Annotated in this window: 15 protein-coding genes; 6 read left to right on the top strand and 9 right to left on the bottom strand. The window is 59.6% G+C overall.

Annotated elements, in window-relative coordinates; translation table 11 throughout:
* Positions 1-192: 192 nt before the first annotated feature.
* The 6 genes from motA (at position 193) to ACQKP1_RS03020 (ending at position 5,513) form a co-directional block, all read left to right on the top strand.
* The gene (gene motA, locus ACQKP1_RS03045) at positions 193-1,074 is read left to right on the top strand and encodes a flagellar motor stator protein MotA (protein ID WP_203019677.1); all 882 of its coding nucleotides are present in this window, start codon (positions 193-195) and stop codon (positions 1,072-1,074) included.
* A 2-nt stretch (positions 1,075-1,076) separates the two neighbouring features.
* A complete protein-coding gene (locus ACQKP1_RS03040; RefSeq protein ID WP_427274147.1) occupies positions 1,077-2,024 on the top strand; it encodes a FliM/FliN family flagellar motor switch protein in 948 nt (315 codons plus the stop codon).
* A 61-nt stretch (positions 2,025-2,085) separates the two neighbouring features.
* On the top strand, positions 2,086-2,733 hold the full coding sequence (gene fliN / locus ACQKP1_RS03035; RefSeq protein ID WP_203019675.1) for a flagellar motor switch protein FliN: 648 nt from the start codon (positions 2,086-2,088) through the stop codon (positions 2,731-2,733).
* 28 nt (positions 2,734-2,761) lie between these two features.
* Positions 2,762-3,802, top strand: coding sequence for a flagellar motor switch protein FliG (gene fliG / locus ACQKP1_RS03030; RefSeq protein WP_203019674.1), 1,041 nt, complete (start codon positions 2,762-2,764; stop codon positions 3,800-3,802).
* Positions 3,803-3,984: 182 nt separating this feature from the next.
* Complete coding sequence (gene flhB, locus ACQKP1_RS03025; RefSeq protein ID WP_427274146.1) at positions 3,985-5,067, top strand: flagellar biosynthesis protein FlhB; 1,083 nt, start codon at positions 3,985-3,987, stop codon at positions 5,065-5,067.
* Between the two features lie 5 nt (positions 5,068-5,072).
* Positions 5,073-5,513 (top strand): hypothetical protein, encoded by a 441-nt coding sequence (locus tag ACQKP1_RS03020; protein ID WP_427274145.1) that lies wholly within the window; start codon positions 5,073-5,075, stop codon positions 5,511-5,513.
* Between the two features lie 6 nt (positions 5,514-5,519).
* Here the strand turns inward: ACQKP1_RS03020 and visR are convergent, their stop codons facing one another.
* The 9 genes from visR to ACQKP1_RS02975 all read right to left on the bottom strand — a co-directional run bounded on the left by visR (position 5,520) and on the right by ACQKP1_RS02975 (position 12,922).
* The gene (gene visR, locus ACQKP1_RS03015; protein WP_427274144.1) at positions 5,520-6,269 is read right to left on the bottom strand and encodes a transcriptional regulator VisR; all 750 of its coding nucleotides are present in this window, start codon (positions 6,267-6,269) and stop codon (positions 5,520-5,522) included.
* Between the two features lie 10 nt (positions 6,270-6,279).
* Positions 6,280-7,029 carry a transcriptional regulator VisN gene (gene visN, locus ACQKP1_RS03010; protein ID WP_203019669.1) on the bottom strand — a complete coding sequence of 250 codons (750 nt, stop codon included), beginning with the start codon at positions 7,027-7,029 and terminating at the stop codon, positions 6,280-6,282.
* Between the two features lie 268 nt (positions 7,030-7,297).
* On the bottom strand, positions 7,298-8,992 hold the full coding sequence (fliF, locus tag ACQKP1_RS03005; RefSeq protein ID WP_203019668.1) for a flagellar basal-body MS-ring/collar protein FliF: 1,695 nt from the start codon (positions 8,990-8,992) through the stop codon (positions 7,298-7,300).
* A gap of 171 nt (positions 8,993-9,163) precedes the next feature.
* Positions 9,164-9,553 (bottom strand): chemotaxis protein CheT, encoded by a 390-nt coding sequence (gene cheT / locus ACQKP1_RS03000; protein WP_006726291.1) that lies wholly within the window; start codon positions 9,551-9,553, stop codon positions 9,164-9,166.
* Between the two features lie 13 nt (positions 9,554-9,566).
* Positions 9,567-10,121: a chemoreceptor glutamine deamidase CheD gene (cheD, locus tag ACQKP1_RS02995; RefSeq protein WP_054150868.1), complete on the bottom strand. Its 555-nt coding sequence runs from the start codon at positions 10,119-10,121 to the stop codon at positions 9,567-9,569.
* Positions 10,118-10,507, bottom strand: coding sequence for a response regulator (locus tag ACQKP1_RS02990; protein ID WP_006726293.1), 390 nt, complete (start codon positions 10,505-10,507; stop codon positions 10,118-10,120). Before ACQKP1_RS02990 ends, cheD begins: the two co-directional genes overlap by 4 nt.
* The gene (gene cheB / locus ACQKP1_RS02985; protein WP_427274143.1) at positions 10,507-11,553 is read right to left on the bottom strand and encodes a protein-glutamate O-methylesterase CheB; all 1,047 of its coding nucleotides are present in this window, start codon (positions 11,551-11,553) and stop codon (positions 10,507-10,509) included. Before cheB ends, ACQKP1_RS02990 begins: the two co-directional genes overlap by 1 nt.
* Positions 11,553-12,455: a protein-glutamate O-methyltransferase CheR gene (cheR, locus tag ACQKP1_RS02980; protein WP_427274142.1), complete on the bottom strand. Its 903-nt coding sequence runs from the start codon at positions 12,453-12,455 to the stop codon at positions 11,553-11,555. Before cheR ends, cheB begins: the two co-directional genes overlap by 1 nt.
* The gene (locus tag ACQKP1_RS02975) at positions 12,452-12,922 is read right to left on the bottom strand and encodes a chemotaxis protein CheW (protein ID WP_203019661.1); all 471 of its coding nucleotides are present in this window, start codon (positions 12,920-12,922) and stop codon (positions 12,452-12,454) included. Before ACQKP1_RS02975 ends, cheR begins: the two co-directional genes overlap by 4 nt.
* Positions 12,923-12,925: the final 3 nt, after the last annotated feature.

Genomic DNA, 12,925 nt, shown 5'->3' with positions numbered 1-12,925 from the left:
TAAATCATTATTTAACGCAGGATAGCCTACGCTCCATTCCACTCTTCTTGCGGCAAAAGGCTTGCGCGAAACTGTCGAGGCGGAACGAGGCCTTAAGAAGCGGGGATACCCAAAAGGAAACCCTGATTCAGCCTCACGCAAGGCAGGTGCCTTATCGCTCAAAGTGAATAGTAACGTTCGGGTACGGGCAAAATGAACATAATCATCGGATTCGTGATCACTCTGGGCTGCGTGCTCGGCGGCTACATGGCCATGGGTGGCAAGCTCGCCGTGCTCAACCAGCCGTTCGAGCTGCTCATCATCGGAGGCGCGGGCGTCGGCGGCTTCATCATGGCTAACTCCATGAAGGTCATAAAGGATACCGGAAAGGCTGTTGGCGAAGCCATAAAGTACAAGGTACCCAAGGAACGCGATTACCTGGACGTGCTGGGTGTGCTCTATTCTCTGATGCGTGACCTTCGCACGAAGTCGCGCAACGAGATCGAAGCCCATATCGACAACCCGGAAGAATCCTCGATCTTCACGGCAGCACCGAACCTGCTGAAGAACAAGGAGCTGACCTCCTTCATCTGCGACTATGTCCGCCTGATCATCATCGGCAATGCCCGCAGCCATGAGATCGAAGCGCTGATGGACGAAGAGATCGAGACGATCCTCTACGACAAGATGAAACCCTATTATTCGCTGAACACGGTCGGTGACGCCTTCCCGGCCATCGGTATCATCGCGGCCGTGCTCGGGATCATCAAGACCATGGGATACATCAACGAGTCGCCCGAGGTGATCGGCGGCCTGGTCGGCGCCGCACTGGTCGGCACCATGCTCGGCATCTTCTTGTCCTACTGCCTCGTCAGCCCGCTGATCGCACAGATAAAGGTCGTCCGCACCAAACAGCATCGTCTCTTCATCATCGTAAAGCAGAGCCTGCTCGCCTACATGAACGGCTCGGTGCCTCAGGTCGCCCTCGAATACGGCCGAAAGACAATCTCCTCGCACGAGCGTCCGTCGATCGACGCCGTCGAGCAGGAGATGATGAATCCGGGCGGCGGCGGCGGTGAAAGCAAGGCAGCTTGATCATGACCGAGACCATCCCTGAGACAGCCCCCAGCATGGACCGCGCGCTTCTCGCCAAACTCACCGGCGGGCTGGGTGACTCCAAAACCCTGCAGCGCCTGTGCAGCGACTTCGGCCAGCTTTATGTCGAGTTCCTGCCCGACGTCTTCCACAGCGAAACCGGGCTCACCATGCAGGTTCACTATAACGGCCACGAAGCCGGCCTGATGACCGACCTGATTGCCGACCTCGGCGACAATGTCTCATTGGCCGACGGGCAATTGCGCAATTGGTCACCGAACTTCGTGCTGGCATGCGGCAACAGCTTCGTCATCACGCTGATGGAGAATCTTCTCGGTGCCCTGCCGGAGACAATCCAGGAGCCGATCGAGCGCCCCCTGTCGCTGATCGAACTTGATCTCGCCGTCATGGTTTTCGACAAGATCGCAAACGTTCTGCGCTCCGGCGTCAATGCGCCCGGCGGGTTCGAGCCGCTGCTCGAAAAGGCTCATAATGCCGAAGACCGTCAGAAGCTCGAAGAAGACCACGTTGACGAATATGCGGTGACGGTGAAGCTCGGCATCACGCTCGGCCCGGTCACCTCGGAATTCTATCTGGTCATTCCGCAGAAGGCGCTGCTCAAGACTGTCGTCACAATACCGAAGTCGAAAAATCAGGCTGGCAAGTCAAAGAAGGAATGGCAGGAACAGATCGCCGAGCAGGTTCGTCGCTCCCAGGTCACCCTGGAAGCCCGCGTCCGCCTCGATTCGCTGACCCTCGCCACCGTGTCGCGCCTCGTTGCCGGCGACGTCATTCCGTTCCACGACAAGGGCGAGGTTGTGGTCGATGTCAGCGCCAACGGCAAGAATCTCTACCGCTGCGAGTTCGGCCGCGCCGGCGACCGTTACACCGTGCGCGTGAAGGACAATGTGAGCAGCGAAGATGAGATTCTGAAGCATTTGATGAGCTAGCAATTTACCGGGGCTCGCCGCACGGCAGCTTGAGGCAAGTTTCAAGAGGAATAATCAATCCATGGCAACGAAGAAGACACCACCGAAGGATGACGACGCGCTGGCGATGCCGGGCGCGAGCGACACCGATTTCGACCAGGCCGTAGATGACCTGCGCGGCGTCCTCAAGGCGGATGCAGACGGCGGGCTCGGCGACTTCGGTTCGGACCTTGGCCTCAAGGACGACCCGCTCGCGGCGTTCGAGTCGGATTTCGGCGGCGGCGCTGCAGCGGCCCCGAGCGATGACTTCGGGCTCGGCGATTTCGGTGGCTCCAGCGATCTCGGTGGCAGCAGCGATTTTGGCGGAACGAGCGACTTTGGCGGTTCCAGCGATTTCGGCGGCGGCAGCGATTTTGGCGGCGGCGCCGACTTCGGTGGAGCCAGCGGCACGCAGCAGGAACCGGGTAGCGGCCTGACCGCCAATCTCGACCTGATCATGGACATCCCGATCGAGGTCCAGATCGTGCTCGGCTCCAGCCGTATGCAGGTCTCCGGCCTGATGAACCTCGAAGAAGGCGCCATTATCGCGCTGGACAAGAAGATCGGCGAACCCGTCGAGATCATGGTGAATGGTCGTCGCATTGCGCGCGGCGAGATCACCGTTCTCGAGAACGACGATACACGATTTGGTGTCAAGCTGATTGAAGTGATGGCGACCAAGACATCCTGACCCATGACGGGCCAGAGAGGACAAGACCATGATGGACTTCGACGATTTTGGCGGCCCCTTAACCGGAAAACCGCTTTCCCAGGCCGATAAGGCAGCCGCCGTGCTGCTGGCCATGGGAAAGGGCGTTGCCGGCAAGCTGCTCAAATACTTCACGCAGGCGGAGCTGCAGACGATCATCGCATCGGCACAGACCCTACGCACCATTCCACCGGATGAACTGACCGAGCTCGTCAACGAGTTCGAAGACCTGTTCACCGAAGGCGCGGGCCTCATGGACAATGCCAAGGCCATCGAGAGCATTCTCGAGGAAGGCCTGACGCCCGAGGAAGTCGATGGACTTCTCGGACGTCGCACCGCGTTCCAGGCCTATGAAGCGTCCATCTGGGACCGTCTGCAGGATGCTGATCCTGATTTCATCGCGCGCTTCCTGATGCGCGAGCATCCCCAGACTGTCGCCTACATCCTTTCGATGCTGCCCTCTTCGTTCGGCGCCAAGGTGCTCCTGAAGCTGCCGGAAAGCCGTCGCGCAGACATTATGAACCGCACGGTGAACCTCAAGAACGTCAGCCCAAAGGCGGCTCAGATCATCGAAAACCGCGTTCACGACCTGATCGCCGAAATCGAAGCCGAGAAGAACTCCACCGGCTCGGCCAAGGTGGCGGAACTGATGAACGAACTGGAGAAGCCCGAAGTCGATACCCTGCTCCAGTCGCTCGAATCGATCAGCAAGGAATCGGTCAATAAGGTTCGTCCGAAGATCTTCCTCTTCGAGGACTTGCTGGCCATGCCGCAACGCAGCCGAGTGCTGCTGCTGAACGACATCTCCGGCGATATCTTGACAATGGCGCTGCGCGGCGCCAGCGCCGAGATCAAGGAATGCGTGCTGGCCTCGATCAGCCCGCGCTCGCGCCGCATGATCGAATCAGACCTGCAGGCCGGAACCGCCGGGATCAACCCGCGGGAGATCGCGATCGCACGCCGCGCCGTCGCGCAGGAGGCCATCCGCCTCGCCAATGCCGGTCAGATTCAGCTGAAAGACACCGAAGGCGGCGATACACAGGCGGCCTGAACGGTCACCTCTGTTGAAAACCCGATCCTTTTGAGCACCCGCCGATTGAACCCCAATCGGCGGGTGTCTACGTTCAAGGAACCGGCACCTTTCCGGTGACCGTGGGCGCCAGGCGCAAACGGCGCAATTGACCAGGGCATCATCAATCCCGCCCGGTGCAGCCTCCGAGGATGGCAGCGGCCATGGCCGAAGATGACGACAAGGACAGCAAAACCGAAGATCCGACCGAGAAAAAGCTTCGGGATGCGATGGAGAAGGGTAACGTGCCGAGCTCCCGCGAGGCACCGATTTTTGCAACAGTCCTCGGCTTCTATGTCTTTGCCGTGTTCTTTCTCCCCGGCGCGGTCACGCGGCTGGCCCAAGCGCTGAAGGACATCTTCGAGCGCCCCGACCAATGGTATCTCGGCACCGCCGTCGACGTCGTTTCGCTCTTCACCCATCTCGCCTGGGAGATTGGCGCCTTTCTCGCGCCCATGCTGATCATGCTGATTCTGTTCGGGGTCACCGCCAATGTCGCCCAGAACATGCCCTATTTCGTCCTGGAACGAATCAGGCCCCAGGTGAACCGCATCTCGATCGTCAAAGGCTGGAATCGCATCTTCAGCTCTCAGGGCATGGTCGAATTCGGCAAATCAATATTCAAGATCGTCGTGCTCTCGGCGATCATGGTGTTTGCGCTGCGCAGCGACTATTTCGCCGTCATCGACACGATGTTCTCAGACCCACAGGTCATTTTCGTCAAGATGTCGGAAATCCTGAACAAGATGATGATCATCGTCGTCATGGCGACGGCACTGCTGGCAACAGTCGATATCTTCTGGACGCGGTATCACTGGTACGAACAGCTGCGCATGACCAAGCAGGAGGTGAAGGAAGAGTACAAGCAGGCTCAGGGTGACCCGATCGTCAAGGCCCGCCAGCGCTCCATTGCTCGAGATAGGGCCCGCAAACGCATGATGGCCAGCGTTCCCCGCGCAACGTTGGTGATCACCAATCCGACTCACTACGCGGTGGCCTTGCGATATGTGCGCGAGGAAAACGAGGCGCCGATGGTCGTTGCCAAGGGGCAGGATCTGGTGGCGCTGAAAATCCGCGAAATCGCTCGTGAAAACGACATCCCCATTTTTGAGGATCCCCCGCTCGCCCGCTCCATGTTTGCGCAAGTCTCGGTGGATAGCGTCATTCCGTCAGTATTTTACAAGGCAGTCGCAGAGCTCGTGCACCGGGTCTATGCGTCCAAGGCCCCCAAGAGACGGATACGCTAGGCCAGATGAAGAAGTGCTCCTATACCAACCAGCGTGAACGCATTGTGGCCGAGGCTATCAGCCCCGTCGCGAGCGAATTGCGCCTTCTCGACGCTGCCGACCTCATTTCACTTCTACGTTTTGAACTTTACGGAAACCTATCGGACCTCGTTTCGTCCGCGGCCGAACTCTATTTCCATCCTGGTACCGTCGTCTTCGGCGCCGGTGGCGATTATCGGCTCGAATGGGGTGGTCCGCCAGAAGTCGTCCTCGATCTCGAGATCAAGCCGCGCGGCATCACTATCTATTCGCAGCTGACGCTGACCAACGAGCATGCCGGTCTCGACATCAAGCATATCGCATTCCACGATAACTCCGGAGATCCGGACGGCAATACGCGGATGTTGGAAGAACGACTGGAGGAGGCGCGCTTCGTCAAGGGACAAGCGTCCCCACTCTACGGATGAGACAGTTCAGGTGATGTAGCCGAGGCGAATCGCCTTGGCGATCGCCTGGATGCGATTAACCGAATCAAGCTTGATGGTTGCCGATCCCAGATAGGCGTTGACGGTATGCACCGACAGGCCGAGACGTTCTGCGATTTCTTCACTTATGCGTCCATCGCCTGCAAGCTGCAGGCAGGCGATCTCACGTTCGCTCAAGGTCTCGGATGGCGTCGCCCGGCGTTCGTCGAGTGACAGGATGTCGGTCATCACCTTGTAGCAGCGGCTGTGGACGGCAAGGATCAGCTCGCCGGGCAGGTCGGCGCCGCCGATCGTCGGAAACACGACATAGCCGTTTCCAACAGCACCGAGACGCACGGGAAACGCAATACCCGAATACGGCAGCAGACGCTCTTGCAACTGGACTGCAAAGGGCGTGAAATCGGATGCATCCAGGAAGCTCGTCTTCTCCTCCGCGCTCCAGAGAACCGGCAAAGTCGAAGTCTCGATATGGGCGAGCAGAGCGTCCCCATAGGCCCCGATGAAGGCCTCCCGGCCGCTACTGAGACCGCTGCTCCAGTTTTCGAATTCCGGATCCAGGCGTCGCTTGTGCGGCAGGCTGGCGCCGGCGACGCGAAACGCTGCAAAGCCGCGCGCATTCAAAGATCGCTGCAGCGACACAAGCTTCGGGAAGATATCCGAACGGGAGGTGACGGGGCGCTGGCCTGACCAAGTCGCATCTTCAAGGATGTTTCCGCCTGGTCTGGTTGTAGTGGCCATTCCTGCTCCCTCAAACGAGATTGTTGCGCACCGCATAGGCGATGGCTTCCGAGCGTGTCTTCGTCGCAGTCTTGCGCATCACGCTCGTGATGTAGTTGTTGATCGTGTTGCGCGAGATGCCGAGGATCGTGGCGATCTCGTCGCTGGTCTTGCCCTCTGCAATCCAGAACAGGCATTCCAGTTCACGATCCGTCAAATCAAAGTCGCGGTCGCTCTTGTGCCCCTTGTTGGCCGACAGGCTCAGCGCATAAGCGGCAAGCAAGCCGACTTCCCGCAAGCGCTCGGGCGACAGCACATAGTCCTGCGGGAAGAGCAAAAGCAGAGCGAGACGGGTTCGACCGACATTGAGGGTTACCGTGCAGTACTGACGGCTGGTGCCAGCGGGCACATGCGCATCATCCGGCAGAATGGCATATTTCGGCTGCAGTACCGACAAGCACTTCTCGAGCTCGGTAGACTGGGAGTAGCTCGTTGCCAGTTCGCTCTCAAGACGACGGACGAGATCGAATGGCCAATCCGCAGCTACGACGAAGTCGAGCCCCTCCTCCTGGACAAGATCATAGCGCGCGAGAAGGTGATGTGAGGCGCCGACATAGTCACAGAGAACGCGAAGGCACTGGCCCATGTCGCCCGAGAGCGCCGGGGTCGCCAGCCTTCGGATCAACACGTCCTTCGACGATGAGCCTTTCTGCAGAGGCTCTGCCGAAGAAGCGGCACGCGACCGCCCCTCATTGCCCTCTGTTGTCAGCTCGGCATCCATTCAATGTGCCCCTTTGAAGTGACAGCCTAGCATTGTCGCAGTCTTCGCCACGTCCGAGTGCAGCCGACTCACATACGACCCAATCTCAGACTACCGAATCATGTTCACTGTAAAATATAAAGTGGCAAAGGTCACAGGCATTTGCGGTATTGCGCGACGGGTCCAAGCATGCCCGGCGATGACCTCTGGTGCAACCCCGTATCGTTATGGGACTACAATGCAAAACCGCGCCCGGAGGGCGCGGTTGGTACTCGCTTGTTCTTGAAAATCAGGCGGCGTTGTCCACAGCCCATTTGCGAAGGATCTTGGCGGCGCGCTCTTCCGAGATTTCCACCATGCGCGAGAGGCGCCGCTCCGGACCTTCCTTGACCCGGCGGTTGAAGCCGCCATTCGGGTCGTCGTCCATGGTGAGAAGGTCGTCGGTCGAGTCGAAACCAAAGTCGGACCCGAAGCCGTCCATGAGACCGCCCCCTGCCCCGCCACCGATAGCGGGAGAAAAGTCGGGCAGTTCCAGACCGGCAGCCTGCTCACCGATTCCGCCAGCGAGTGCCGTTTCGGCACCACCGCCACCTGCGGTGCGAATCATCGGACGGATGCCCATCCAAACAATGAGGAAGGCGACGGCAACGAAGGCCAAGGAGTTGATAATCCCGCCGATATTACGGCTCAGGATTTCCATGAAGCCGGGGCCGGTCGCGGATTCTTCGAGCAACTGGTTTTCCAGAAAGTCCATGGCCGTCAGGGTAACGACGTCACCGCGATTGGTGTCGAGGCCAGCTGCAGAGGTCACAATCTTCTGCATCTCGGCGAGATAGGCGTCGATTTTGGCCTGGTCGACGGGCTCACCCACCATCTTGGCGATGCGGCCACGATTGACGACGACGGCAACGGAGAGCTTCTCGACGGTGTAGCTGTTCTTGACCGTCGCGACCGTCTTGCTGTTGATCTCGTAGTTGGTCTGCTCTTCCTTCTTGTCCTGCTCGTCGGACGATTGAGGGCCACCGCCGCCGGCCTCGGGCGCTGCCTGGGGAATGTTCTGTTCTACGGTCGCAGCCGTGTCAGACTGACGCTGGAGAGACTTCTGCTGTTCCTTGGTGACACGAACGGAACGCTCCACACGCGATTCCGGGTCGTAGATCGTTTCCTGGATCTGCTGGCTGTCGGTGTTGATCTGGGCCATGACGCTGGAACGGAAGTTGTCCATTCCCAGGAAGGGCGCGAGCGCCTTGTCGATGTTGGTCTCGACTTCGCGCTGAACGGACTGAACGACGCCCAGCGAACGAGAAGCTTCGCCGCCCGTCTCGTCACCAGCAGCAAGCAACTGGCCGGTGGAATCGAGAATCGTCACGTCCTCGACGTCGAGGCCCGGAACAGAGGACGCAACCAGCTGACGAATCGATGCGGCGGCCTTGCGGCCGGCGTCCGACGAAGCGCGGATCATGACGGATGCCGTCGGCTTCTGCTGCCCGCGGCGGAAGTTGCCGATGTCCGGCATGACGATGTGGACACGGGCGGCGGCGATGCCGGCGATCTGCTGGATGGTGCGTGCGACTTCACCTTCCAGCGCGCGGACACGCGTGACTTCCTGCATGAACGAAGTCAGGCCCAGCGAGCCGACATTGTCGAAAAGCTCGTAGCCGGCATTGGCGCTATTGGGCAGCCCACGCTCGGCGAGCAGAAGGCGCGCCTTCCCGGTCATGCCGGCACGCACACTGATGCTCTGGCCATCGGCACCGGTCTGAAAATCGACGCCCGATTCGGCAAGAGCGATGCTGATCTGGTTCATGTCGACCGGTTCGAGGCCGACATAGAGCGTCTCGTAGGAGGGTTTGTTGACGTAGAGTGCGCCTGCAATGATGATCGCGAAGGAAACGACAGCAACCCCGGCCATGGCCAGGATCTTCGTCTGGCCCATCGCCGCGAAATTTTTAGGTATCTGAAGTAATTGATTTAACAGATTCATTCTGTCTCGCACCATCTACAAGGAGGGTCTGGGCGCTTTTGCCCTTGGCGCGACAATAGAAATCGAAACTTGTGCGAACGTTTCGCGGGACGGGAAAGCCGAATTCATTTCGGCATATGGCAGATTCAGGATCTGCGGCCCGTGCGTATGGAGAGGGGTTTTGAAGGGAGGTTAAAAGAAGTCGAAGTCGCCTGCAGCCTTGACCAGCGGTTGCGAATGACCATGACGAAGGCCTGCGCCCAGCGCCTTCTGCATGTCGGCAAGCTTCACGAGGCTCAATGCCGTCGTCATGTCGATCATCCAGTCCGACGGGATCGTCCCGGTGATGGTGTCGACAAATTCGGCCAGTCCGCGCGCCTTCTGAACGGCCAGGTCAATGCCCTGCAGAACCTTGAGGCTGTCCGGATGCTCCAGTACCTTCGGGCCGCCGAGTTCGAGAAGGTGCGGTTCCACACGCTCGATCAGATAAGCCACGTCGTGTAGCTCGCTGACGATGCGCATGAGGATTTCCGGAAGTTCTTCCCGCGTATCCTGGTTTCCCGCCAAGTGTTCGTTTTGCATCCGATGTCCAGTACTAGAAGAACTCGATTGAGGTTTCCACCGGCTTCGAAACAGGAACCGGACGCTGCTCCAGCGCCACCGTCTTCTGCGTTTCTGCGCCCGTGAGCGGATACTGTCTTGCCCGGCCGCTGACCGGCCAGAATTCCAGCTTTCGGCCGTGGTCTCCGCCCGTGGAGGACCCGACGACCTTGATGCCTTCGTCGCGCAGGAATTGCTGAGCAAATGCTGCGTTCTGTTCGCCGACATTAGAGAACGTCGCTATCGTCTTGGCGCCACCGAAAACTTTGGCCTCCAAGCGATCCCTGCGAGCGCCCTGCTTCAGAAGGCCGTTGATCAAAAGCTCCATCAGGTGAACGCCGTAGCGGGTAGCGTCGCCGCCACCAGCACCGGGCACTGCCGAACCCGGAAGCAGGAAGTGGTTCATGCCACCTACTCCTGCAATCGGATCCCGAATACAGGCAGCAACACACGAACCGAGGATCGTCGACAGGACCACATTCGGATCCTTGCTGACCTTCCACTCCCCTTGAATAATGTGGACGCGCTTTGCTGCACCGTCTTCAGTCATTTCAGCGCTCCGAATACAGCCTCGATGGCCGCCTTCATCTTCTCGATGGTGAACGGCTTCGCCAAGACGTTGTTGGCACCCAGCTGTGCCGCCTTCTGGACGAGCGCACGGTCGCCCTGCGCGGTCAGGATGATGAAGGCCGCCTTCTTGGTGTTGGGATTGGTGCGAACCGCCTGAAGCAGGCCCAAGCCGTCCATCTTCGGCATGTTGAAGTCCGAGATGACCAGGTGATGGGGCTGCTGCTCCATGATCTTCATGCCCTGCTCGCCGTCACCGGCGGCAGTGATCTGCTTGAAGCCCAGCTGGGTCAGCGCGTCGCTGAGCAGCAGGCGACTTGTGACCTGATCGTCGACGATCAGAACTTTGATTTTTTCGGCTAGGGACATTATTCAATACCTTCTTTTCGGGCAGCAGTGAGTTTGAGGATTTCCTCGCCAATGGAGGTGAGAGGCAGTTGATGCTCGACAGCGCCCAGCTCATAGGCGACTCGTGGCATCCCATAGACCACACAGGTCTTTTCGTTCTGACCGATGGTACGAGCACCGGCGTGACGCATCTTCAGAAGACCGGAGGCGCCATCACGCCCCATGCCTGTCAGGATCACGCCGACCGCGTTGCGGCCAGCAAGCTCGGCAACCGAATCGAAGAGAACATCGACAGAAGGCCGGTGTCCGTTGACCGGCGCGCGCTCGACCAGGCGGCAGCAGGGCGCCGAGGCGTTGGACACCTGCAGGTGACGCTCGCCGCCCGGGGCAAGATAGATCTTGCCGATCTCAAGCCTTGCACCATCCGTGGCCTCCTCCACCACGGGAGCGCAAAGACGGTTCAAACGCTCGGCGAAGCTCTTCGTGAACGTTGGAGGCATGTGCTGCGTGATCACCGTCGGCGGGCAATTGCGCGGGAATTTCTGCAGAACGGCGATCAGCGCTTCGACGCCACCGGTGGACGAGCCGATGGCCACGATCTTACGGCCGACGCGGAAGTCTGCGGCAGGCGCGGCCGCGACGGGCCGGACTTGCGGTGCCGACTGATGCCGGTGCTGGGAACGCGCCGCTGCCTTGACCTTCTCGGCAAGCTCGCCGAACGGACGAGGCTCACCTGGCTGGGGCTTTGCCACACAGTCGAAGGCGCCGATTTCGAGTGCCGCAAGAGTGGCTTCCGCGCCGCGATGCGTCATGGTCGAAACCATGATCACCGGCATGGGCCGCAGCTTCATGATCTTTTCCAGGAACTCAAGGCCGTTCATGTTCGGCATCTCGATGTCGAGGGTTACGACATCGGGATTGAGTTGCTTGATCGCAGCGCGAGCTTCCATGGCATCGCCGGCCTGACCGATGACGCTGACATCCGGATCCTGGTTGAGGACGGCCGTGATCAGTCCACGCATCGTAGGGCTGTCGTCGACGACGAGAACGCGTGCAGGTGCCGCCATTACTTTCGCCCTCCGTTCTTGCCAATGTAGCGATAGGTGGTGATGCCGATGTTGTCGAAGTCGTTCTTCGAGTCACCCGAGACGCGCTCGGAGTGGCCGATATACAGGTGTCCGTCGACCGGCAGCAGATCGGCAAAACGGGTCCAGATGCGCATCTGCGTCGGCTCGTCGAAGTAGATCACGACGTTGCGGCAGAAGATGACGTCGAACTTGCCCTTGAAGGGCCACTGGGCCATCAGGTTCAGCTCGTTATAGGTGATCAGTCGCTTCAGGCGATCGTCGACCTGGAACTTGCGGCGTCCGCCGATCTCGACTTCCTTGAACCACTGCTTGCGGATGGCAGGCGACACGGTTTCGAGCGCCTGCTCGTCATAGGCACCCTGTCGGGCGATGGCGAGGATCTTCGGATCGATATCGGTGGCAAGGATCTTGAAGTCGTAGTCCAGCACGTTCGGAAAGGCCTGGAATACGGTCAAGGCAATCGAATAGGGCTCCTGGCCGTCCGAGCTTGCGGCGGACCAGATGCGTACGCGTCCGCCGGACTTCGCACGCTGAATGAGCCCCGGCAGTACCTCGTCACGAAGATGCTCGAAGTGATGGTTCTCGCGGAAGAAGCGCGTGAAGTTGGTCGTCAGGTGCGAGAGCATCTCGCGGCGCTCGGCCGATCCCTCCGGCGAGGCGACCAGCTGGCAATAGGCGCGGAAACCGGACAGGCCAAGATTGCGGATATGCTTGGACAGTCGCGAGTAGACGAGCGAAGCCTTGCTGTCGTTCAGCGCGATGCCCGCATCCGAGTAGATCATGGCAGCAATCTCGTTCAGGTCCCGTCGGGTCAGCGGGTATTCGCCGCTGGCGAGGACTTCGTCGTCCGATTGACGGGATGTACTCATTGCAAAGGTCATGCAGCCTCGCTTTCGGCGGCTTCGTTGAAAAGTGCACCAAGCTCGACCAGGCAGATCATCCGCTTGTCGATGGCGAGAATGCCACGGGCATATTGTTTTTCGAGGTCGGAGGAGACCTCCGGCGTCGGCTGAATGTCGGTATCGCTCACCGTGAGGATGTCGGAGACGGCATCCACCAGGAGACCCACGACCCGAGACTTGACCTGGGCCACGATGATGACGTGGCGGGCGGTCGGCTCGGCGGGCTTCATGCCCAGACGCAGGGACAGGTCCATGATCGGCAGGACGGCACCACGCAAGTTGATGACGCCCATAACGTAGTGCGGGGAATGCGGTAGCGGGGTTGCCGGGGTCCATCCCCGGATCTCGCGTACCGACATGATGTTTACGCAGAACTCCTGACCGCCAATACGGAAGGCGATGAGCTCCCGATCTCCCTGGACCAAGTTTTTGACCGCATACGACATACT

It is taken from the genome of Allorhizobium sp. NPDC080224, from assembly GCF_050281005.1.
Lineage (GTDB): Bacteria > Pseudomonadota > Alphaproteobacteria > Rhizobiales > Rhizobiaceae > Allorhizobium.
Note: the sequence above shows the minus strand (reverse complement) of the source record. Positions and strands in the feature narration are given on the sequence as shown.

Coding starts and splice junctions, on each gene's coding strand:
- cheR (WP_427274142.1), bottom strand. CDS start 12,455: ATGACCTTTGCAATGAGTACATCCCGTCAATCGGACGACGAAGTCCTC.
- cheD (WP_054150868.1), bottom strand. CDS start 10,121: ATGACTGAAGACGGTGCAGCAAAGCGCGTCCACATTATTCAAGGGGAG.
- visR (WP_427274144.1), bottom strand. CDS start 6,269: ATGGCCACTACAACCAGACCAGGCGGAAACATCCTTGAAGATGCGACT.
- ACQKP1_RS03020 (WP_427274145.1), top strand. CDS start 5,073: ATGAAGAAGTGCTCCTATACCAACCAGCGTGAACGCATTGTGGCCGAG.
- cheB (WP_427274143.1), bottom strand. CDS start 11,553: ATGGCGGCACCTGCACGCGTTCTCGTCGTCGACGACAGCCCTACGATG.
- cheT (WP_006726291.1), bottom strand. CDS start 9,553: ATGCAAAACGAACACTTGGCGGGAAACCAGGATACGCGGGAAGAACTT.
- ACQKP1_RS02990 (WP_006726293.1), bottom strand. CDS start 10,507: ATGTCCCTAGCCGAAAAAATCAAAGTTCTGATCGTCGACGATCAGGTC.
- ACQKP1_RS03040 (WP_427274147.1), top strand. CDS start 1,077: ATGACCGAGACCATCCCTGAGACAGCCCCCAGCATGGACCGCGCGCTT.
- fliN (WP_203019675.1), top strand. CDS start 2,086: ATGGCAACGAAGAAGACACCACCGAAGGATGACGACGCGCTGGCGATG.
- fliF (WP_203019668.1), bottom strand. CDS start 8,992: ATGAATCTGTTAAATCAATTACTTCAGATACCTAAAAATTTCGCGGCG.
- fliG (WP_203019674.1), top strand. CDS start 2,762: ATGATGGACTTCGACGATTTTGGCGGCCCCTTAACCGGAAAACCGCTT.
- flhB (WP_427274146.1), top strand. CDS start 3,985: ATGGCCGAAGATGACGACAAGGACAGCAAAACCGAAGATCCGACCGAG.
- motA (WP_203019677.1), top strand. CDS start 193: ATGAACATAATCATCGGATTCGTGATCACTCTGGGCTGCGTGCTCGGC.
- ACQKP1_RS02975 (WP_203019661.1), bottom strand. CDS start 12,922: ATGTCGTATGCGGTCAAAAACTTGGTCCAGGGAGATCGGGAGCTCATC.
- visN (WP_203019669.1), bottom strand. CDS start 7,029: ATGGATGCCGAGCTGACAACAGAGGGCAATGAGGGGCGGTCGCGTGCC.